Here is a 22,977-nt window from a genome sequence, read left to right on the forward strand (position 1 = left end):
GTTAATCACTTATACAAATAAATATTACATTTACTAGATACCATAACTTAAAACCGACATACAATTCAGCTTTAGAATTTGAAATCTGTTTTATTTTTAAGTAAGTTTAAAGATTATTAATTCCAACAAAAATCGAAGTATACATGAGTAATACAACTCAGGAAGCAAAAAGATTAGCCGTTTCCGATGCCTACAAAAATTGGAAAAAATGGGGGCCTTATCTTGCAGAAAGACAATGGGGAACAGTTCGAGAAGATTATAGCGAACACGGAAATGCTTGGGACTTTATTAGCCATGAAAAAGCACGTAGCAATGCCTATAGATGGGGTGAAGAAGGTATTGGTGGATTTTGTGATTCTCGAGAAATATTATGTTTAGCTCCTGCATTTTGGAATGGAAAAGACCCCATATTAAAAGAACGTTTATTTGGTTTAACCAATAATCAAGGGAATCATGGTGAAGATGTAAAAGAACTTTATTTTCATCAAGTATCGTCTCCAACACACTCCTATTGCAAGTACTTATATAAATATCCTCACAACGAATTTCCTTACGACGAATTAGTAAAAACACAACGTAGTCGTGAAGAATCAGAATACGAATTATTAGATACAGACGCCTTTAAAAACAATGCTTATTTTGATTGTTTTATTGAATACGCTAAAGGTGATATAGACGATATTCTAATGAAAGTCACCATAGTAAACAGAGGTGATAAAGAAGCCGAGATTCACGTTCTTCCGCATCTATGGTACAGAAATTTCTGGAAACATAACAATCGTTTTACACGACCTAGTATAGAGTCTGTAGCAGACGATTGTGTGCAAACTAAAAGTGGAAGAAACGGAAGATATTTTTTATATCACGAAAATGGTGAACAGTTATTTTGCGATAACGAAACAAATAACAGACTTATATATAACGTTCCTAATGAAGTTGAATATGTTAAAGATGGAATAAACGATCATGTTGTAAATTCTAAACCTACCGTAAATCCAAAAAAAACAGGTTCAAAAGTAGCAGTCTGGCATAAATTTAAATTAAAAGCTGGCGAAGAAAAAAGTGTAAGGATTCGTCTGAGTAAAAAACCAATAGCAGATCCTTGGACAGCTTTTAACGAAATTTTCGATAATCGTATTCAAGAATGCGAAGACTTTTACAGCGATATCATAAATAAAGACATACCTGAACCCCATCAAGACATTGCAAGAAAAGCATTCTCTGGTTTGTTATGGACAAAACAATTCTACTATTACGATGTCTTTAAATGGCTTTTTGGTGGTCCTGGAGAAAAACCAACCTACCGTGCCGATTCAAGAAATTACAATTGGCAACACTTAACCAACAGGCAGGTTATTTCTATGCCCGATAAATGGGAATATCCGTGGTATGCCGCTTGGGATCTTGCATTCCATATGGCGTCTTTTGTAGAGATTGACCCGTATTTTGCTAAAGAACAATTACTTTTAGTATTACAAGAAAATTACATGCACCCCAACGGACAAATTCCTGCTTACGAATGGAATTTTAGCGATGTAAATCCACCTGTTCACTCTTGGGCTGTGTGGAATGTGTACGAAAAAGATAAAGAACGCACAGGTAATGGAGATACTGCCTTTCTAGAAAAAGCATATCTTAAGCTTATTGTTAACTTCACCTGGTGGGTAAATCAAAAAGATAAAAACGGAACAGACCTTTTTGAAGGTGGATTTTTAGGCTTAGATAATATTGGAGTTTTTGACCGCAACCAAATGCCAGAAGGTATTACGCGTATGCAACAAGCAGATGCCACAAGTTGGATGGCTATGTTTACGCTAAATTTACTGCGCATGTCTTTAGAGTTGGCTAAAACCAATAAAAACTACGAAGAGTTTGCTGCTAAATATTTCAGACATTTTTTAAATATCGCTTGGGCCATGCACCATATTGGTCAGAAAGATATTTCGTTATGGGACAACGAAGACAGTTTTTACTACGATGTGGTTGAAATGTCTTCCGGAATTACAGACCGTTTAAAAGTGCGCTCTTTAGTTGGAATTATTCCAATGTTTGCAGTAGAATTAATTAATAAAGAACTTTTCGATTCATTAAAGATATTTAAAACTAAGGCTGCAGAAATTGTTCGAACACGTCCAGACCTAGCTTCATTAATATCTAGAATTGAAGAAGCTAATATAGATGGCAATTACCTATTCTCTATTATGCGTGGTTTTAGATTAGAGCATCTATTAAAACGCTTATTAGACGAGGAAGAGTTTTTGTCTGACTACGGAATACGTTCGTTATCTAAATATCACGAAAAACATCCATTTGTTTTCGAATATCATGGACATCATCAAATACAATACGAACCTGGAGAAAGTCAGTCGAACATGTTTGGTGGAAATTCCAATTGGAGAGGACCAATTTGGATGCCATTAAATTATATGATTGTACAATCGTTACGAAAATATTATGCATATTATGGTGATAAATATCAGTATGAATTTCCTACTGGATCGGGTAACAAATTAAATCTTAATCAAATTGCCGACGAAATCACAAAACGATTAATTAAGCTTTTTGAATCTAATGATGAAGGTAAATTCCAATACCATACAGATGATGCAGATAAACGTTTCACTAAAGATGAACACTTTAAGAATCAACACTTGTTTTATGAGTTCTTTGATGGCGATAACGGTCGTGGATTAGGAGCTTCTCATCAAACAGGATGGACCGCTTTAATTGCGAATTTAATTATGGAAATGGAACAAAATAAATAATACTATTTGTTTTAAGAGCTTGATTAACTTTTAGATATCGTTCTAATTGTAATCAAGCTCTTTTTTTATCCATTACATTTCATAATTCGGGACTGTATAACCTTTATATCCACAGAAAGTTCTTGTATCTTAGCAGTCATTTAAAACGTTTTCGTAAATGGAGATAATTTCAGTATTCGACATGTTAAAAATCGGCGTAGGCCCTTCTAGTTCTCATACTTTAGGACCGTGGCGTGCTGCCGAACGTTGGATTCAAGAGCTTAAAGATGCTAATCGATTTCATAAAATAGAACATGTATCTGTCGATTTATACGGATCATTATCTTTAACAGGAATAGGACATGCCACAGATTTAGCCTTAATGTTAGGATTAAGTGGTGCAGATCCAGAACGTATTCCTACGGAGTCTATAAACGACATCATAAATTCCATTAAAAACACGAAGACACTTGTTTTAAATAATGAAAGAGAAATTCCTTTCGATTATAAAACAGCTATCATTTTTAATCGAAAATTTCTTCCGTTTCACTCTAACGGATTAATGTTTTCGGCCTTAATTAATGGCCGACGATACAAATCGACATTCTACTCTATTGGTGGTGGTTTTGTAGTAAAAGAAGCACGTCAAAATGCCAAGGCTAATAAAATCATTTTTCAATGCACACTGCCCTATCCGGTCGATTCGGGTATTAAACTTTTAGAGTTTTCTAATCAGCTTAATTTACCAATATCGGGAGTTGTTTTAGAAAACGAAAAATCGCTACGAGATTCTGAAACTATAGATTTTGAGTTAAATCGCATTTGGAACACCATGTTAGAATGCATGTACACGGGTTGCCATACCGAAGGAAATTTACCCGGAGGACTTAATGTGCGTAGACGTGCTTTCGATATGCACAAAAAACTTATCGGAGAATCGCCATATACCGACCCGCAATCTTGGTTAGAGTCTATTCGACATACCGAAGTGAAATTTAGACAAATCCTTAAATGGGTAAGTTGTTTTGCACTTGCAGTAAATGAAGTAAATGCATCTTTAGGACGTGTAGTTACTGCGCCAACTAATGGGAGTGCCGGTGTAATTCCTGCTGTATTGATGTATTATTTAGTTATAGAAAACCATGAAGCAAATTTTGAACATATTAAAAAGTTCTTATTAGTTGCCGGTGAAATTGGGAGTATCTTTAAAAAAGGAGCAACCATTTCTGCCGCTATGGGTGGTTGTCAAGCCGAAATTGGCGTATCATCTGCTATGGCCGCTGGTGCTTTAACCGAACTATTAGGAGGAACTCCCGAACAAGTGTTAGTTGCTGCAGAAATTGCTATGGAACATCATTTAGGTTTAACCTGCGACCCGATTGGTGGCTTGGTACAAATTCCATGCATAGAGCGTAACTCTATGGGTGCTATAAAAGCTATTAATGCTGCCGAATTGGCTCTAGAAACCGACCCTAAAAATGTAAAAGTGCCATTAGATAAAGTGGTATCTACCATGTGGGAAACCGCCAAGGACATGAATTCTAAATATAAAGAAACATCTGAAGGTGGACTTGCTGTAGGGGTACATTTATCTGATTGTTAAACTGTAACTAAGTTTCATTATATTTATAGCTCACAATATATTTACAACCACATTGTTTTAATAAGACAATGTGGTTAAATGACTATGAACTATAGCCCCCTAAAAATTTGCTTTAGCATTTGCATTACCTTATTAATTCTTTTGGGGATTACTTATTTTAGTCATTCCTATACGTTACCAAACGGCACATTGCAAGATGGCTTTACTATTCTTGGTCATACTATAAAATATCCAACCACCTCATCCTTTTTACTCACTAAAACCGAATCTAAAGACCACATTAAAACGGTAGATAGTATTGTACAGAATATCGAGGTTATTATAGAACCCGAAGCTAAAGAATCAAAGCCTAAAATAAGTACACCTAATAATACAATAAAAAAGAAATTTGTTCCTAAGATTCCTAATCTTTCTAAAATAGATACCTCTAAAATTGAACGTATTTCATACCCTACAAACAAAGCTGAATTTATTTCGCATTTAAAAAAGCAACTTACTGCCTCAAAAAGTAGAATTATTCATTACGGCGATTCTCAAATTGAGGGAGACCGCATGTCGTCTTACATTAGGAATAAACTTCAAAATCTATATGGTGGAACTGGTCCTGGTTTTACACCTGTTGCTCAGGTTTACGAAAATATTAGTGCTGTGGTTACTGTTTCAGAAAATTGGACACGACATGCCACTTTCGACCGTTCAAAAAAACGTTTTGCTCATAAAAAATATGGAGCTTACACGTCGTTATCTAGATTCACACCTCAATACGATAGCATTAACGCAGACACTTTACAACTAAAAAAAGCCAGTATTACGGTTAAGCCTTCAACCATGACCTATTTAAATATGCGAGACTATACCAATATTGGTTTTCATTACGGAAATACGTTGCATCCTGTTGCCATTAAAGTATTTGCTGACGGAACACTTATAAAAGAAGGCCAATTGATTAGCGACGGAAATTACCATAACTTTAATATAAAATTAGCAGAAACACCTTCAGATTTGAAATTTGAATTAGAAGGAAAAATAAGCCCAGATGTTTACGGATTAACTTTAGATGGAAACGAAGGCATATCTCTAGATAATGTCGCCATGCGAGGTTCTGCTGGAACTGTTTTTGCTGGATTAGATAGTCAGAATTTTTCACAGATGTATTCAGAATTAAATCCTAATGTTGTTATTTTTCAATACGGAGGAAATTCGATGCCTTATGTAAAAGATTCTTTAGAGGTTGAACAGTATGCAGGCTATTTAAAAAATCATATCAATTGGGTAAGACGAAAAACAAAAGATGCAAGTATTATATTTATAGGGCCTACAGATATGACAACTACAGAAAACGGACAATTACGCACGTACCCACTTCTGCCGTATTTAAACACTACTTTACGCAGTATGTGTAATACAAATAATATCGCATATTGGAGTACTTTTGATGCTATGGGCGGTGAAAATTCTATGGAACATTGGGTAAACCAAAAATTGGCTGCTAGCGATTATACACACTTTTCACTTTCGGGAACGCGAATAATTTCAGAATTATTTTTCCTCTCTTTATATATGGATTTAACAGATAACTAATGAAACTAAAATTTTTAATATTAATTCTAATCATTTCAACACAAACCCGTGCCCAACATTATGTTTTGGATAGTATTACACCAAAATATGGCCACTTAATTAATTTTGAAGCAAACACTTTTCAGAATGCAATAGAGTCACCATATTTTCAAAATTTCTTTACCAAACTAGATAGTGTCTATCAAGGAAAAAAGAAAAAAGTTCATATTTTTCATATTGGTGGCTCTCACATTCAAGCCGATATCTATTCAAATAAAATTCGAACCTATTTACAAAACTATAACGACGTCGCTCTAGCACAACGTGGTTTTGTATTTCCGTATCATTTAGCACACACCAACAATCCATTAAACTATAGAATTGAAGCCGATAAAAGTAAGTGGCAAGGCTATAGGTGTTCTGTAAAAAAGGACAGTGTCGCTTGGGGATTATCTGGAGTCAGCGCCGCATTTAGAGGTGTTGAAGAAAAAATTTATGTAAAATCTAACTACAGAAACTACACAAAAAAACCATACACTTTCAACAAATTACGCGTGTTTTATAACACTTGGATGGAAGATTACGACTTGAAAATATCAGACAGTACTTTAGTGGAATCGGACACGATAAACTATACGGGCATGTATAAGGAATACCGATTTACTAAAACTTTAGATTCTGTGGCCTTACACCTAAAAGTAAAAGATACAACCTGTGTTTCGCCAGAATTTTTAATGATGGGCATGGAATTCATGAACGATGACTCCGGCGTTGAATATACAAGTATAGGTGTAAACGGCGCCAGTTTCGCATGGTATAAACGTTCGGTATATTTCGAAAATCAGCTTCAACTTTATAAGCCAGACATGTTTATAATTTCGGTAGGCACAAATGATGCCTATGTACCAGAAGCCGATTTTGATGCCGAAGAATTTAGAGCATACTACGAAGATTTTATTAAGATGATTCAACGTGCCAATCCGGATTGTGCAATTCTATTAACTGTTCCTAACGACGATTATTACCAAAAGCGAATTCCCAATCCAAACACTGTTGTACAACAACAAATTATACTAGAATTAACTCAAAAATACAATATGGCGGTTTGGGATTTATTTAGCATTATGGGCGGTTTAGGTTCGTCTAACAATTGGTATAAAGCCAAGCTAATGCCTCGAGACCGCATACACTTTACCCAATTGGGCTATAGTATTAAAGCCGATTTATTTTTAAAAGCCATGGTAGATGCTTGGGCAAAATCGACCAATCAAGACAGACGAGAATTATTAATGCACTTTAAAAACTTAGATGAATAGGTTATACGACATTTTTACCTTTTCGGAAGATTTTCCATTAATTTTTACACAAGTAAATTTTTGGATTTTCTTTGCGGTCGCCTATTTTATATTCGCTTTAGTTTATAAAAAAGTACCACTACGAAATTCCTATCTATTTATAGTATCTGTATTTTTCTATTATAAAACCAGTGGATTATTTATTGGTATTTTAATTTTTAGCACCCTCGTCGATTTTATTATTGGTAGAAGCATTTATAAGAGTAACCAAAATAATAAACGCTTGGTTCTTGTAACCATAAGTGTTTGCATCAACCTATTTGTATTGTGTTATTTTAAATACGCTTATTTTTTTACAGATGCCTTTAACAGCCTTTTCGACACTAATTATGAAGTTTTTAATGTACTTGCTCAATGGGGAAATAATTTTAGCAATCAGAATTATTTTACGATAGATAAAATTATACTACCTGTAGGCATTTCATTTTATACTTTTCAAACCATTAGTTACACGGTAGACATCTACCGAAAAAAATTAAAGCCTCTAGACTCTATATTAGATTTTGGTTTTTATGTTAGTTTCTTCCCACAGTTAGTAGCTGGTCCAATTGTAAGAGCCGAAAGTTTTGTACCTCAAATATCTAAACCTACTACACTAACTAAACACCATTTTGATACAGGGACGTATTTAATCCTTAAGGGACTCATCAAAAAAATGTTATTTGCAGATTTTATTGCCATGCATTTTCTAGACCGTGTTTTCGATTCTCCTGAAATGTTTTCTGGATTTGCCAATATTATGGCCATGGTTGGTTACTCGTTACAAATCTATGGCGATTTTTCAGGCTATACAGATATTGCTATAGGACTCGCCTTATTAATGGGATTTGAATTACCTAAAAACTTTAATTCTCCTTATAAAGCAACAAGTACGGGCGATTTCTGGAAACGTTGGCATATTTCGCTATCTACTTGGTTACGCGATTATTTATATGTTCCGCTTGGCGGAAATAGGTCTGGCAGTATTGCCTCTTATATTATATTAAGTATTATTCTTTTAGGCTGCATGATTGCGTTTCGAGATATGTATTTTATATATACCGTATTATCCATATCTCTAATCTTATATATTTTATCGCTTTATAATTACAAAGTTCGAAACCATATTAACACCAACATCAACTTAATGTTAACCATGCTTATTGGCGGACTATGGCATGGAGCGTCCTGGAAGTTTGTAATTTGGGGTGGATTAAACGGAATCGGACTTGTAGTATATAAATATTGGCGAAAAATAAGCCCGTACGAATTCAAGAGTCAATGGTATGTTCGTGCATGGAAAATTTTAATCACCTTTATATTTATCACTTTTACACGTATTTATTTTAGAGGCGAAAGTATGGATCACATTTCGCGCTGGTATTCACAAGTGGTTAATAATATGGATTGGTCTAATGCCTTGTCTTTATTAACCCATTATCAAGCTGTATTCTGGATTATGGCTATTGGTTATATTACACATTGGTTACCGCAAACCATGAAAGATTCTATAGAAAATCTATACTCTAAGAGTCCAGTGTTTGTAAAAATAGCTCTTGGTGTTTTTACCGGGGTTATTTGTTATCAAGCATTTTCTAGCGACTTTCAGCCTTTTATTTATTTCCAATTCTAATAAAACATTGAAGTATTCATTTTTTAAGCCTGAATATTTAACCTGTTTTAAGGAATTAATAGCGATATTCTTTATTAGTCTTCAAAAACTCAGTATTTTTACCTTCTAAAATCTAAAAACATATGTCTGTAGCACAAAAAGATTATAAAAAAGTCACAGTAAAAACATTAAGTGATATGAAAGCACATGGAGAGAAAATCTCTATGTTAACGGCTTACGATTATACCATGGCTACAATTGTTGACGGTGCAGGCATAGATGTTATACTTGTTGGAGATTCGGCAAGTAATGTAATGGCAGGATACCAAACCACTTTGCCTATAACATTAGACCAGATGATTTATCACGCTTCTTCTGTAGTTCGCGGTGTTAATCGCGCTTTAATTGTTGTCGATTTACCTTTCGGAAGTTACCAAAGTGATCCTAAAGAGGCCTTACGTTCGGCTATTAGAATCATGAAAGAAAGTGGCGCACATTCAATTAAAGTAGAAGGAGGAAAAGAAATTAAAGAATCTATTAAACGCATACTTAATGCAGGTATTCCTGTTATGGGTCATTTAGGGTTAACGCCACAGTCAATTTATAAATTCGGAACATTCTCTGTTCGTGCCAAAGAAGAAGAAGAAGCTGAAAAACTAAAAGCAGATGCATTATTACTTCAAAAAGCAGGATGTTTTGCTATTGTTTTAGAAAAAGTTCCAGCCAAACTCGCTAAAGAAGTTGCCGAAAGTTTAGACATTCCAGTAATCGGTATCGGCGCAGGTAACGGTGTAGATGGACAAGTTTTAGTTCTTCATGATATGATTGGAATGACTAAAGAATTTCACCCAAGATTCTTACGTCGTTATTTAAATTTATATGAAGACATGACTACTGCAATCTCTCAGTATGTAGACGATGTTAAATCTGTTGATTTTCCTAGTGATAAGGAACAGTATTAAGTTTAAACAAACTAACGCTATAACATTTTAGCTTTTTATTGAAGCAATAACTATTAATTGTTAAAGATTTAAAATTTATTTCTGATGTTGACTTCAAAATGAATACATCTTAAAAATAAATTAAAACATCTCATGTTCTAAGTCATGAAATTACTATCCAATAAATCCAACCTACAGATTCTCTTTGAGGACAATCATATTATTATCATTAATAAGCGAGCTGGAGATATTGTACAAGGCGATAAAACTGGAGATAAACCTTTAAGTGATGTTGTAAAAGAATACATAAAACACAAATACGATAAGCCTGGAAATGTGTATTTAGGTGTTGTTCACCGTTTAGATAGACCAACAACAGGATTAGTTATTTTTGCTAAAACAAGTAAAGCGTTAACGCGATTAAACGCCATGTTTGTAAGTAAAGATGTAAATAAAACCTATTGGGCGCTTGTTAATAGTGCTCCTCCAAAACAACACGACACATTAATTAATTGGTTAAAGAAAAATCCGAAGAACAACAAATCGACAGCCTATCCAAAAGAGATAAAAGATAGTAAAAAAGCCATCTTACGTTATACACAACTTAAGAGCCTTGACCGTTATATCCTTTTAGAAATTGAATTAGAGACAGGCCGCCATCACCAAATACGATGTCAGCTTTCTAATATAGGTTGTATTATAAAAGGTGATTTAAAATACGGAGCAGACCGTAGTAATAAAGATGCAAGCATTCATTTACATGCCAGACATATTCAATTTATTCATCCTGTAACTAAAGCATCTATTAGTGTTTCTGCACCACTTCCTCAAGATCCACTCTGGAATGCATGTTTATAGGTACTCATTTCTGTAAGGATATGTTACGGTTAAACTCACACCTTCTTTTGGTTTAGAAACCATTTTAAACTGCGCCTCGATTAGCATTGCACGACTTTTCATATTGATTAATCCAGACCCTTTTTTAACCCGTTTTACATCGAAACCAATACCATTATCGGAGGCAGTAATTACTGCATATTCTGAAGTATAATTAACATGAACTTTAAGTAAAGAAGCTTCAGAATATTTGATGGTATTCGAGAAAAATTCTTGAAATATTCTAAACAAGATGATACTATCTTTACTGTTTTTTATAAGATTTGAATTGCCTTCAACAGTTAACTCTGCTAGAATTAATTCTAATTTATTAAAACGTTCCATTTCAGTATTTATAGATTCCTGAAATCCACGGTGGGCAATAACATCGCTATTTAACGATTTTGATAATAGCCGTAGTTCTTGCAAACTTTCTTTAACCAAATCTTTACTTTCTATAAAAGACAACTCTAATTCAGGTCCCACTTGTTTAGCTAGCACGCTAAGTTGCATGTTTGCTACAGATAATAATTGCCCGACATTATCGTGTAAATCTTGACCAATATTTTTTAAAGTTTGTTCCTGAATTTCAATTTGAGTTTTAGAAATCTCTTCCTCAAACAACTTTTGTTGCATTAACTTATCTTGTAATAATTTATTTTTTCGTTTCTGAAATACAATAAAAAATACAATAATTAAGGTTGATACTATGAGTATTACACCTATCATGTAAACTAACAAATAGCGTTCTGCAGGAGTGCTTACTAATGTTTCTCCGGTGTGCACCATAATAAAGCAAAGGTAAAGGTTAAATACATAAAGAAATTGGATAGAAAGAATACTTGCCAATACAAAATAACAAAATTCCAATCCGACGTATTAAAGTACATTCCATAAAACACTAATGGTGTTGTAATTAAAAGCCAGATAAGCATACATGCGCTAATGTAGAAATACATAGACCTATTAAAGTAAATAATTTTATCCGATTGTAACATTTCATACAAATAAACGCCTACTAAAAATAAAATAATAAATTCCCCAAAGATTAAAATTGAAGAAAAATACATTTCAAAAAAGTCATTAAAATTTAATGCAATTGTAAGTACCGAAAATGCGATAAACACCACATTTAAAACCTTAATAATTTTTTTGACTCTAACAGATTCTATTATTTTCTGATAAAAAAACATGTAAAACACAGGGCTTCCTATACACCAAAATAATGTAGTCCACCAGAAACCAGGCTCTAAAATAGTGCCTTTTAAAAAACTTAAAATACCATTAGAAATTAATCGTGGATATAACGCAATAAACTCGCATACAAACACATATATCAAAAAATAAATAAAAAATTTTACAGGAGTAAATTTAAATTTCTTGTAACAAATTAAAGCTGTTACCGCTGCTGTTCCTTCTACTATGAACGTTAATATCCAATAGTAATTTTTAAAAAACTCCTGCATAATGTAATCTATTGAGGATAATTTGCTGGAGGTGGACTTCCGCCTTGTCCCATGTTTAGTCCAGCACCACCTGGTACATCTAGCCCATCAGAATCACCTCCATCACGTAAAGATTTAGTCTTAACTACTGTAGATTTTAAATCATTTGGGGTTCCTGTTGGAATTAAAAACATGGTTGTATATCCTGCGCCTTCTTTATCATCGGGATAAGCACCTTCATAAATTCGTACACCATCTAAAGTATATCCTAATTCACTGGCTTGTTTTTTAGCATAAGCTATATAATTTTCAAGTTCATCTAAAGCAAACCAAGTTGATCGATTATCTGGTTTTTTCAAGATGGTTTTACTAATTAACTCGTGCCTCGGATTATAGGCTTGATCTAAAGCTTTAGCTTGCTCGGGTGTTATCAGACCTCTGGGTACTGATAAATCATTTGGTTCTTTACTCATATATATTAGTATTAAAGGTTTAAATGATTATAAATTAATTCTTAAAACTACTAAATATAATTTGATTAATACCATTCTAAAAAAACATATCACCCCAACCAGCCATCTCGATCTAAACTTCTATATTGAATAGCTTCGCTTATGTGAGCACCTTTTACAGCTTCAGAACTTTCTAAATCTGCGATGGTTCGTGCTACTTTTAATATTCTGTCGTAAGCCCGAGCCGATAAATTTAAACGTTCCATAGCTGTTTTTAGTAACGCTTTAGAAGCATCGTCTAACTTACAATACTTACGAATGTGTTTTGTATTCATCTGTGCATTATAATGCACATTTTCTATAGACTGAAAGCGTTCTGTTTGATGCGCTCGTGCTTTGGTAACGCGTTCGCGTATAACTACAGATGATTCTCCTTTTCTATCTTCAGAGAGTTTTTCGAAGGGTACAGGTGTAAACTTCAATATGAATATCGATACGGTCTAATAACGGACCAGAAATTTTGCCTAAGTACCGTTGCATTTCTGCAGCAGAAGATGTTGCAGGTGCATTCGGGTCATTAAAATATCCACTCGGACTTGGGTTCATGCTCGCCACCAACATAAAACTACTCGGATACGTAACTGTAAATTTAGCTCTAGAAATGGTAACCTCACGGTCTTCTAATGGCTGACGCATCACTTCTAAAACATCGCGTTTAAATTCGGGTAATTCATCTAAAAACAGAACACCATTATGTGATAACGAAATTTCTCCAGGTTGCGGATAACTTCCGCCTCCTACAAGGGCAACATTAGATATGGTATGATGCGGACTTCTAAACGGTCGTTGAGACATTAGCCCCAAGTGGGCTTTTACCCGACCTACAACCGAATGAATTTTAGTTGTTTCTAAGGCTTCTTGCAAGGTCATTGGTGGTAAAATGGACGGTAAGCGTTTTGCTAACATGGTTTTTCCAGAACCTGGCGGACCTATTAAAATAATATTGTGACCGCCGGCAGCTGCAATTTCCATACAACGCTTTATACTCTCCTGCCCTTTTACGTCTGCAAAATCGAATTCAGGAAAATCTAAACTTTTATAAAATTCTTCTCTAGTATTTATTATGGTTTGCTCTAAAGGTTTTCCTTCCTTAAAAAAATCGATAACTTCTTTAATAGATTCTACCCCAAATACCTCTAAATCGTTAACTATAGCTGCTTCTTTTGCATTTTGGGCAGGTAAAATAAATCCTTTAAACCCTTCTTCTCTAGCTTTTAATGCAATTGGCAAAGCGCCTTTTATAGGTTGTAAAGTTCCGTCTAAGGACAATTCACCCATAATAATATAATGGTCTAAACCTTCTGCAGGAATTTGTTTTGTAGCGGCTAAAATTCCTAATGCTAATGTTAAATCGTATGCAGAACCTTCCTTGCGTAAATCGGCAGGCGACATATTAATAATGATTTTCTTTCCTGGAATTTTATAACCATTGTTTTGTAAAGCTGCAGCAATTCTGTAGTTGCTTTCTTTTATTGCATTATCTGGAAGACCAACCAAATGGTAACCAATACCAGAATCTACATTAACTTCTACAGTTATTGTTGTAGCATCGACTCCAAATACAGCACTTCCGAAAACTTTTTTAAGCATATTAAGTTGATTTACATAAAGTTAACAAAAAATACCAAATTAAAATGCTGAATTATAACCTTTTAAATTTAAAAACAAACTGAGCTAAGAAATAAATAACGATAAAGATTTAATTCCTGTCCTAGGAGAAAACAGACAAATAGTAATGCGTCTTACTATTTATTCTTTTCAACCTTAAATTGACATTCATTCATAGATTGAATATTATAATTGTTGATAGTAATATGATTAATAACTGATGATTGCTTTTTACTGAATTTCTTAAAAAGTGACATCAAGAATTTAATAATTCCAAGTAAACAACCACTAATTACAAAGACGATTTCTTTATAACTAACCAAAAATGAAATAATAGTGTTTATGTCTTGTAATTCAACCATATAACAAAAGTATGATGAATATTAAATAAATCAACTTATGATAGCACAACGTTATTGACAAAAAAACAAACATTGTTTAACCAGCCCATAAAAACAACTATAAGTCAAACAATTAAACATACTGTATTGTGAATAAAATTATTTGATAAAATTTATCAAATACTGGTAATAATTATCAATAGTGTAAAAATTTTAATAATTTTAAATATATTTGTTGTGGTTCAGGTCGGGTATTTATATAAATACTTAAAAATCTATAGATGATAGCTAAACCACACAAATTTGATACTAAACATCCTAATGGAGATATAATTGACTGTTAGATAAATTAATAATTTGAATGTAGGGGAACAATATTAGCGAGCGAATAAGATTATTATATTAATATTCTTACTTGTTTATAAGATATTTTTAAAATCTGTTTAGTAGTTGTGGTCACTTTAAACCTATTATCTCCCCGTCTATTAATCACCCAAACAATATCATTACCAGAACACACTACCCAAACGTGCTCTTTTTCTACAAGCGATAATTTTTCATCTTTAAAATATTTGCTCAGTTTCTTTTTGCCTTGCATCCCTAACGGGAAAAAGAAATCGCCTTGCTCCCATTTTCTAATAGTTAGCGGGAATTCAAGTTTATCGAAATCAACATATATAGTATCCTTTAAAGTATCTTGAATTTCTGAAATTATTGAAAAGCTAAAGGTTCCAAAAGCGGTTTTAATAGGATTTAAATCTTCTGTAATTTCATAATGTAATTCTACATTATTGTCTTGAGCATCCTTTAAACTTAAAATTAAATACTCCCGATCTTTAAGTAAACGGTGTGTTTCAGAAAACACTTGTTTACCTGATTGTGCTTCTAATAAATTGTAAATATCGTCCCAAGCGGTAAATTTATAAGACTTTAAAAGCTGATATAAATAAGGTTTCGGATTCGGATATTTTAATAATTTAGAGATATCAAACTTAATAACATCCGCTTCAAAAGCAACCACATCTTTGTAGACTTGTGTCATAAAATCGTCTATCAAAATTTTAGAATCATGTAAATGATTTTGTGTCATTTTAAAATTCTGAAGCCATTGCGGATTAATCTCTTTTAACACCGGAATAACATCGTGACGCAGTTTATTTCGTAAATATTTAGTTGAATTATTACTACTATCTTCTCGCCAATTTATACCGTTAGCTTCTGCATAGGCTATAATTTCTGTTCTAGAAAACGGTAATAGCGGACGCACTATATAATCGTTAATTTCAGGAATTCCGGTTAAACCTTCTATTCCGGTACCACGAGATAAATTAATTAAAAAGGTTTCTAGATTATCATCGGCATGATGCGCCGTTAAGACATAATCGAAATGAAGTAGGTCTACCAATTCTTCAAACCAACGGTATCTCAATTCTCTAGCCGCCATTTGTATGGAAAGTTTAGTATCTGCGGCATATTGATTGGTGTCGAAACTTTCAATAAAAATCTCTACATCTAAATCGTCTGCCAATTTCACTAAAAAAGCTTCATCGGCATCACTTTCATCACCTCTTAAATTGAAATTACAATGTGCAAGGGCAAAATTTAATCCTAATTTATGACATAAATGTGCTAATACGACACTATCAATCCCTCCCGATATGGTTAATATTAATTTCTTGTTTTGCAGAAACGGAAGTTGGCGTTCTATATGTTGTTTAAAAGAATTCAGCATAACACAAAGATACACTTTTAAAAAACCTAGGTTTTAAAATTTTGAGGCATTTATTAGTATCTCTTAACATTTAATTTCGGCTAATTTTAGTAACTTTAGAAGAACCGATATTAAACTTTGTAGTATGAAAACACAGGAACAAATTAACGCAGACACGACCCAAGACAACTTTAACAAAAAGGTATTATCTATAACTTCTAGCCTACACCCTTACGTAAAACACCGTTTGCATATTGCAGAGTCTGTCGGTATTTTACCTAAGAATTTATATCATCCCAATGGTGTTATAGACGATTGTATTATTAGACTTTACGAAAAAGGTTACGATGCCGATATGCCTGCACAGGATATAAAAATTAAACTGTTTAGAATTATAGACATCTATTTGGAAGAGTTATTTTTAAAAGAAGGTCATCATCAAAATACCATAAGTACCAATACGTTTTTACAAGAAGAATTAAGCCGTTTGGACGAACCATATTCTATTGATGGCGACATGGATTTTGTAATGATGGACGAATTAGACGACATTTCGTACAAGCAAAATAAGAAAGAAAAAGAAGTGTTTTTATACGACGAGAACAATCAGAAAATTATAAATGCACTCGATTTAGGAAATCTTCAACCCTCGACTAACAGAAGTATTGTAAGTAAATTTTATGGCTGGTTGCCTTTTAGAATTTCTAATGTGGTCGATTTATATGTGGTTGCCAATTTACCTTATGAGGACATTTCTAGAATTAAAAAAATTGAAATATCTAGAATTGAAAATATTTTAGTAAACGTAAAAAAACGCTTTAGAAAGCACTTAGTTTAATATTCTAAAACGTCGCGCATTGCTTTTGCCTTTACTAAACATTCTTCGTATTCGCTTGCCGGATTACTTTTAGATGTAATGGCACCACCTACAGAATACGATACATACTTTTTAGTTTGATTATATAAAATACTCCGGATGATGACATTAAAATCGAAATCGCCATCTGGAGTAAAATAACCTACTGTTCCAGAATACAAACCTCGTTTTGTATCTTCTAGAGTTTCAATAATACGCATTGCCGAAAGTTTTGGAGCTCCCGTCATGCTTCCCATTGGGAATGTTGTTTTTAAAATATCGATAGGTTTTACAGTTTCAGAAATTTTAGATGAAATGGTCGATATCATTTGATGCACTTGGGGAAATGAATACACTTTACATAATTCTTCAACCTTTACAGAGCCTTTAATTGCGGTTTTCGATAAGTCGTTCCGTACCAAGTCCACAATCATAATATTTTCACTTCGCTCTTTTTCATTATGCGTTAAATCTATTTTTAACTTCTCATCTTCAACCGTGTTAACAGCTCGTTTTGCCGTACCTTTAATAGGTTGCGAAATTACAGTTTGTCCTACCTTTTTAATATAGCGCTCTGGAGAAGCACACATAAGGTATTTGTCCTGTTGTTTTAAAAACGTGGCAAATGGCGGTTTAGATACTGCGTTTAATTTTTTGTACGTTTCCAACGGATGAATACTAACATCTTCGGCATAAAATTCTTGACAAAAATTAGCTTCGTAAATATCACCACGATGAATATGCTCCAACATGGTATTTATCTTTTTAAAATACGCATCCTTATGCATACGGACTTTTATTTTCACCGGATTAGATTCGGAGTCTAGCGCTTCTTTTTGTAAACTACAAATAGCTTCTAAATCAGAGTCAACCTCATCATCCACCATATTTAAGTACTGAATCTCAACTTGATTTCCTTTAATTAAAAAGAGTCTTTTTGGTTGAAAAAAGAAAATATCCGAAAACCCTAAACCATCAAAATTATTAGATTGTAAATGTTCTAGTCCGTTTTTCACATCGTAGGTTAGGTAACCAAAAATCCAATCTTTAGTAATTTCCTGATACTCTTTCAGCGAGGTAAACGCTTCAAAATAATCGGTTTGTATACTCGTAAACGCATCTACAGCCAAGATAGCATCATAACTAGAATACGAAGTATCATGTTGGTTAGAGTCCATCCAAACGACTTCTTCAAACTGCTGACTCCATTGTAAAAGCTTATGCTTAAACTCGGTAATATCCGGAATATGTTTAGATGTTATATGGCGCAAATTGTAAAAATTTCAGTGTAAAGTTAGTTAGTTTCTTTAAAATAGAATCAGATTTGTATTTTTGTTTAAATCTTTTTTCCATGTATACGTTACAAAACGAATTATTAAAAATTGAAGTAAATAAAACTGGTGCCGAACTTTCTGAAATTAGCGCCATTAAGAATCCAAATCAATTTATGTGGGATGCAAACCCTGATGTTTGGGCTAATTTTGCACCTAACCTATTTCCTATAATTGGGGCATTAAAAGATGACACTATGATTTTTAACGGGGCATCTTATAATATGGCTAAACATGGAATTATTAGAAATAATACAGCCATTACACTTGAGGAGCAAACAGACACGAAACTGAGTTTTTCTCTGTTATATTCTGAAGACACTTTAAAACACTATCCGTTTAAATTTAAATTCACACTTGAATTTGAATTGATTGAAAACAAAATTATAGTAACTCATACTGTTGAAAATTTAGATGATAACACGTTGTATTTTTCTGTTGGTGGTCACCCAGCATTTAAATGTCCTCTATATGATACTGAAGCTTACACCGATTATTATTTAGAATTCGAGCAGAAAGAAACAGCCGAATCTTATGTCTTAAATATGGACATCGGATTGGTTACAGATTCATCGTTTCCTGTGATTTCAGATGATAATAAAATTAATTTACACTACGATTTATTTAATAAAGACGCTTTAATTTTCAAAGATTTAAAATCTAGAAAGGTCGCCTTAAAAAGCAAAAAAAACGGTACAATACTAACTGTAGACTATCCAGATTTTCCTTATTTAGGTATTTGGGCAAAACCCCATGCTAATTATGTTTGTATAGAACCTTGGTTGGGTGTAGCCGACAACGAAACTCATAATCAGGATTTTAAAACTAAAGAAGGCATACAATCTTTAGCTTCAAAACAAACATTTAAAGCAGCTTACACCATAGAAATAGACCAAAAGCATCTAGTTTAAAAGGAATAATAGCACTAACTTTGCAGACTAAATTACAATAAGTGACTTTTCAAGATTTAAATTTAAACACCCCGCTTTACAACGCTCTAGACGACCTAGGCTTTACAACTCCAACTCCTATTCAAGCTCAAGCATTTGGCGTAGTGAGTTCGGGGAAAGATATGGTAGGTATTGCACAAACTGGTACAGGTAAAACTTTTGCCTACATGTTACCTATAATTAGAAACCTTAAATTTTCTAAGCAAGAAAATCCAAGAATTTTAGTTCTTGTACCTACTCGAGAACTTGTGGTTCAGGTGGTAGACGAAATTGAAAAACTTACAAAATACATTAATACGCGTGTACTTGGAGTATATGGTGGAACTAATATTAACACCCAAAAGCAGCAAGTTGCTCAAGGTGTAGATATTTTAGTTGCCACACCTGGACGTCTATACGATTTAGCCGTTAGCCGTGTACTACAATTAAAATCGATACAAAAATTAGTAATTGATGAAGTTGATGTTATGCTAGATTTAGGGTTTAGACATCAGCTAATTAATATTTTCGATATTCTTCCAGAACGTCGCCAAAACATTATGTTTTCGGCAACCATGACGCAAGATGTCGATGATTTAATAAACGATTTCTTTATTACTCCAGAGCGTGTTTCTATTGCCGTTTCTGGAACACCATTAGATAACATTGCTCAAGAACGTTACAATGTTCCTAATTTTTACACTAAAGTTAATTTATTAAATGAAATTCTTCAAGATAAAGAAACCTATAACAAGGTGCTTATTTTTGTCGGATTTAAAAGAATGGCAGACCGACTTTTTGAAGCTTTAGACGAAACCTTTAGTGAAGAAAGCTGTGTTATTCACTCTAACAAAACACAAAATTACCGTTTACGAAGTATCGAGCAATTTAGAAATGGTGATAACCGCATATTGGTTGCTACAGATGTTATGGCTCGTGGTTTAGATATCGATAACATTTCTCATGTTATTAATTTTGATACGCCTGACTATCCAGAAAACTATATTCATAGAATTGGTAGAACAGGACGTGCAGAACGCGAAGGACATACCATTTTATTTTCTACAGTAAAAGAACAAGATGCTTTAGAGCGGATTGAGGCATTAATGCAAATGGAGATTCCGGTATTGGAAATTCCTGAAGATGTTGAAATTTCTACAGAATTATTAGAAGAAGAACGTGTTAAAATTAAGGAGCGTAACAACCCTACAAAACGTAGAGATGAAGATGCTCCTGGACCTGCATTTCACGAAAAGAAAGAGAAAAATGCTAAAGAAAATTTAGGAGGATCTTACCGTAGAGAAATTGCTAAAAAATACAAAAAGCCTAAAACTCGAGGCGACAAAAATTACAATAAAAGAAACAAAAACAAATAATTCTCATTACAATTCCCTATGAAACTTAAATACATTCTTACACTTTGTATAGGTCTATTTATATTCCAATTTTCGCAAGCAACAGAAAAACCTGCTCCAGAATGGGGACCAACAGGACATCGTGTAGTTGGTAAAATTGCCGACAACTATTTAAAAAGAAGTACAAAACGCGCTATTGAGAAATTACTTAATAGACAGTCTTTAGCATTTGTTTCTACCTATGGAGATGAAATAAAATCTGACGACCGCTATAAAAAATTTGGGACTTGGCATTATGTAAATATGGATGCGAATCAATCTTATGAAGATTCGAAAAAGAATCCTAAAGGCGATGCCGTAACAGGTGCAGAATACTGTGTTTCTGTTTTAAAAGACAAGAATGCAACCGATGAGGATAAAGCATTTTACCTAAAATTACTTATTCATATTATAGGAGATATTCATCAACCTATGCATGTTGGATTAGCAGAAGATAAAGGAGGAAACGACATTAAAGTAAAATGGATGGGTAAAAGCACCAATTTACACCGTGTTTGGGATAGCGACATGATTAATGGTTACGATATGAGCTACACCGAATTAGCCAATAATGCAGATGCTTTATCTAAAGAACAAATTAAAGTTATAGAAGCAGGAACTATTATAGATTGGGTAAACGATACACATGTATTAGCAAATGCCGTTTATAAAGATGTAAATAAAGACGACAATTTAGGTTATAAATACGCCTACAACAATCTTAATATTGCACGTTCTCAAATTCAAAAAGGTGGGATTCGTTTAGCGAAACTACTTAATGATATTTTTTAAAACACGCAGTCTTAACTAAAACCTTTAAAGTCGATGTAACATATACATCGGCTTTTTTTATACTCAAAATCTAACTAAATCACAAAATTTAGACATGTCTTAAAAGACAAAATACTCTTTTTACCGTTGACTGAATTTCAATAATCTATTCTTAATAAAAAATTTACCGTTTAACGAAATAAAAGTAATAATTAACAATTTTAACCTTTTACATTATAATTTTAAAGTGAATAGGAATACCTTTGCATCAAGGCTTTAGCATATTTAAGAGTCTTAATTCCTTTATTAATCTATATGAAACGGTTGCTCACATATCCTTTTGGTACTTTAAAATTGTTCGACAATTATGTTCTCGCTCAAGTAAATGAGGGTGCAAGTATTACTATAGATACAAATAATATATTAAAGGATATTGCTACTAATTATTACAAAGGCCAGCCTTTTGTATATATTTCGTACCGAAAATATTCATATTCTGTAGATCCTGCTGTCTATTTAGAGGCCTCTAAAATTAAAAACTTAATTGGTTTTGCTATTGTAACAGATATACCAATGGCTTTGAGTAATACCAGAATAGAACGTATGTTTGTGAAGAAAATTTTTGAAACTTTCGAAATTATTTCTGAAGCTAAAATTTGGGCTAACAACCTTGTAAAACAACGTAAACACTCTATTTTAAGAGAAAAAGAAATGTCTTCTCGCAGACTATAATTAGAGTAATCACACACTACATTTTTATATATTAAACACCAAACAGGCTCAATCGTACGATTGAGCCTGTTTGGTGTATTTGCATTAATAAACCTAAAACTTATACATCCACTTATAAATTAAGATTCCAATTCTAGAAATTACAAAGACTAAAGTTCCGAAAAGTGTTGTTAAAAAGGACACTTTTAAACCTCCTGCTAGCATCCCAGAGGATATAGAATTCATACCTTCAATAGCATCAAAAGCAGTTATTAATCCAATAATAGAGCCAAGAAAACCAATGACTAATCCTAATAAACTGGAGTCGCTTACAAGACTTATCATTTTTCTAGATTTCACTTCATTTTTATTCGCCAGATAAAATCCACTTATCAAAAAGAAAAAAGACAGTAGTAAACAGATTAAAATTAGCGACATAAATAAAACGCCACCTTCACTAAAACGATTAGCTAATTGTGTAAAAAAACCTTGTTGTTGCATCATTAAAACATACATAGTAAAATATATTATAGTTAGTAGACTCCAAAACTACTGCCAAATAACGCATCATTAAATGTAATGCGACGGACTACCAATTTAGGCCTTTTTTTAACCGACATGTTAAATCGGTTGCTAATTCTGTAATTCGTCTATAAAACACCTCAGCGTTTCAAAAATATAGTATTATTGTATAAGAT

At 33.2% G+C, this 22,977-nt stretch carries 18 protein-coding genes and 1 pseudogene; 12 read left to right on the forward strand and 7 right to left on the reverse strand.

Annotation, left to right across the window (positions count from 1 at the left end; all coding sequences use genetic code 11):
• The first annotated feature begins 143 nt into the window (after nt 1-143).
• The 7 genes from BN863_RS12040 to BN863_RS12070 all read left to right on the forward strand — a co-directional run bounded on the left by BN863_RS12040 (nt 144) and on the right by BN863_RS12070 (nt 10,652).
• Nucleotides 144-2,765: an MGH1-like glycoside hydrolase domain-containing protein gene (locus tag BN863_RS12040; RefSeq protein ID WP_038530932.1), complete on the forward strand. Its 2,622-nt coding sequence runs from the start codon at nt 144-146 to the stop codon at nt 2,763-2,765.
• Nucleotides 2,766-2,922: 157 nt separating this feature from the next.
• Nucleotides 2,923-4,347: an L-serine ammonia-lyase gene (locus tag BN863_RS12045; protein ID WP_038530934.1), complete on the forward strand. Its 1,425-nt coding sequence runs from the start codon at nt 2,923-2,925 to the stop codon at nt 4,345-4,347.
• A gap of 141 nt (nt 4,348-4,488) precedes the next feature.
• Entirely contained in the window at nt 4,489-5,928 is a 1,440-nt protein-coding gene (locus BN863_RS12050; RefSeq protein ID WP_051774752.1) for an SGNH/GDSL hydrolase family protein, read from the forward strand.
• Nucleotides 5,928-7,223, forward strand: coding sequence for a GDSL-type esterase/lipase family protein (locus BN863_RS12055; RefSeq protein WP_038530936.1), 1,296 nt, complete (start codon nt 5,928-5,930; stop codon nt 7,221-7,223). The genes BN863_RS12050 and BN863_RS12055 overlap by 1 nt, the downstream gene beginning before the upstream one ends.
• Nucleotides 7,216-8,874: an MBOAT family O-acyltransferase gene (locus BN863_RS12060; RefSeq protein WP_038530938.1), complete on the forward strand. Its 1,659-nt coding sequence runs from the start codon at nt 7,216-7,218 to the stop codon at nt 8,872-8,874. The genes BN863_RS12055 and BN863_RS12060 overlap by 8 nt, the downstream gene beginning before the upstream one ends.
• A gap of 122 nt (nt 8,875-8,996) precedes the next feature.
• On the forward strand, nt 8,997-9,815 hold the full coding sequence (gene panB, locus BN863_RS12065; RefSeq protein ID WP_038530940.1) for a 3-methyl-2-oxobutanoate hydroxymethyltransferase: 819 nt from the start codon (nt 8,997-8,999) through the stop codon (nt 9,813-9,815).
• 144 nt (nt 9,816-9,959) lie between these two features.
• The gene (locus BN863_RS12070) at nt 9,960-10,652 is read left to right on the forward strand and encodes an RluA family pseudouridine synthase (RefSeq protein WP_038530942.1); all 693 of its coding nucleotides are present in this window, start codon (nt 9,960-9,962) and stop codon (nt 10,650-10,652) included.
• Here the strand turns inward: BN863_RS12070 and BN863_RS12075 are convergent.
• The 5 genes and pseudogenes from BN863_RS12075 to tilS form a co-directional block, all read right to left on the reverse strand.
• A complete protein-coding gene (locus BN863_RS12075) occupies nt 10,647-11,459 on the reverse strand; it encodes a sensor histidine kinase (RefSeq protein WP_038530945.1) in 813 nt (270 codons plus the stop codon). The two genes, BN863_RS12070 and BN863_RS12075, sit on opposite strands and share 6 nt — an antisense overlap.
• Nucleotides 11,435-12,136: a hypothetical protein gene (locus BN863_RS12080; RefSeq protein WP_038530947.1), complete on the reverse strand. Its 702-nt coding sequence runs from the start codon at nt 12,134-12,136 to the stop codon at nt 11,435-11,437. The genes BN863_RS12075 and BN863_RS12080 overlap by 25 nt, the downstream gene beginning before the upstream one ends.
• 8 nt (nt 12,137-12,144) lie before the next feature.
• Entirely contained in the window at nt 12,145-12,588 is a 444-nt protein-coding gene (locus BN863_RS12085; RefSeq protein WP_038530950.1) for a hypothetical protein, read from the reverse strand.
• Between the two features lie 89 nt (nt 12,589-12,677).
• A pseudogene (locus BN863_RS12090) lies at nt 12,678-14,217 on the reverse strand (YifB family Mg chelatase-like AAA ATPase).
• 756 nt (nt 14,218-14,973) lie between these two features.
• The gene (gene tilS, locus BN863_RS12100) at nt 14,974-16,308 is read right to left on the reverse strand and encodes a tRNA lysidine(34) synthetase TilS (protein WP_038530955.1); all 1,335 of its coding nucleotides are present in this window, start codon (nt 16,306-16,308) and stop codon (nt 14,974-14,976) included.
• A 124-nt stretch (nt 16,309-16,432) separates the two neighbouring features.
• On the opposite strand from tilS, the gene BN863_RS12105 reads away from it, so the two are divergent.
• Nucleotides 16,433-17,125 carry a hypothetical protein gene (locus tag BN863_RS12105; RefSeq protein WP_038530957.1) on the forward strand — a complete coding sequence of 231 codons (693 nt, stop codon included), beginning with the start codon at nt 16,433-16,435 and terminating at the stop codon, nt 17,123-17,125.
• On the opposite strand, the gene BN863_RS12110 is transcribed toward BN863_RS12105, so the two are convergent.
• On the reverse strand, nt 17,122-18,414 hold the full coding sequence (locus tag BN863_RS12110; protein WP_038530959.1) for an anthranilate synthase component I family protein: 1,293 nt from the start codon (nt 18,412-18,414) through the stop codon (nt 17,122-17,124). The two genes, BN863_RS12105 and BN863_RS12110, sit on opposite strands and share 4 nt — an antisense overlap.
• An 80-nt stretch (nt 18,415-18,494) precedes the next feature.
• Between BN863_RS12110 and BN863_RS12115 the strand changes: the two genes are divergently transcribed.
• The 4 genes from BN863_RS12115 (at nt 18,495) to BN863_RS12130 (ending at nt 22,300) form a co-directional block, all read left to right on the forward strand.
• The gene (locus tag BN863_RS12115; protein ID WP_038530961.1) at nt 18,495-19,385 is read left to right on the forward strand and encodes an aldose 1-epimerase family protein; all 891 of its coding nucleotides are present in this window, start codon (nt 18,495-18,497) and stop codon (nt 19,383-19,385) included.
• 41 nt (nt 19,386-19,426) lie between these two features.
• Nucleotides 19,427-20,779: a DEAD/DEAH box helicase gene (locus BN863_RS12120; protein WP_038530963.1), complete on the forward strand. Its 1,353-nt coding sequence runs from the start codon at nt 19,427-19,429 to the stop codon at nt 20,777-20,779.
• A gap of 18 nt (nt 20,780-20,797) precedes the next feature.
• Complete coding sequence (locus BN863_RS12125) at nt 20,798-21,589, forward strand: S1/P1 nuclease (protein ID WP_038530964.1); 792 nt, start codon at nt 20,798-20,800, stop codon at nt 21,587-21,589.
• Nucleotides 21,590-21,883: 294 nt separating this feature from the next.
• Entirely contained in the window at nt 21,884-22,300 is a 417-nt protein-coding gene (locus BN863_RS12130) for a hypothetical protein (protein ID WP_051774754.1), read from the forward strand.
• A 93-nt stretch (nt 22,301-22,393) separates the two neighbouring features.
• On the opposite strand, the gene BN863_RS12135 is transcribed toward BN863_RS12130, so the two are convergent.
• Nucleotides 22,394-22,783 (reverse strand): MotA/TolQ/ExbB proton channel family protein, encoded by a 390-nt coding sequence (locus tag BN863_RS12135; protein WP_038533559.1) that lies wholly within the window; start codon nt 22,781-22,783, stop codon nt 22,394-22,396.
• Nucleotides 22,784-22,977 lie beyond the last annotated feature (194 nt).

The organism is Formosa agariphila KMM 3901, from assembly GCF_000723205.1.
GTDB lineage: Bacteria > Bacteroidota > Bacteroidia > Flavobacteriales > Flavobacteriaceae > Formosa > Formosa agariphila.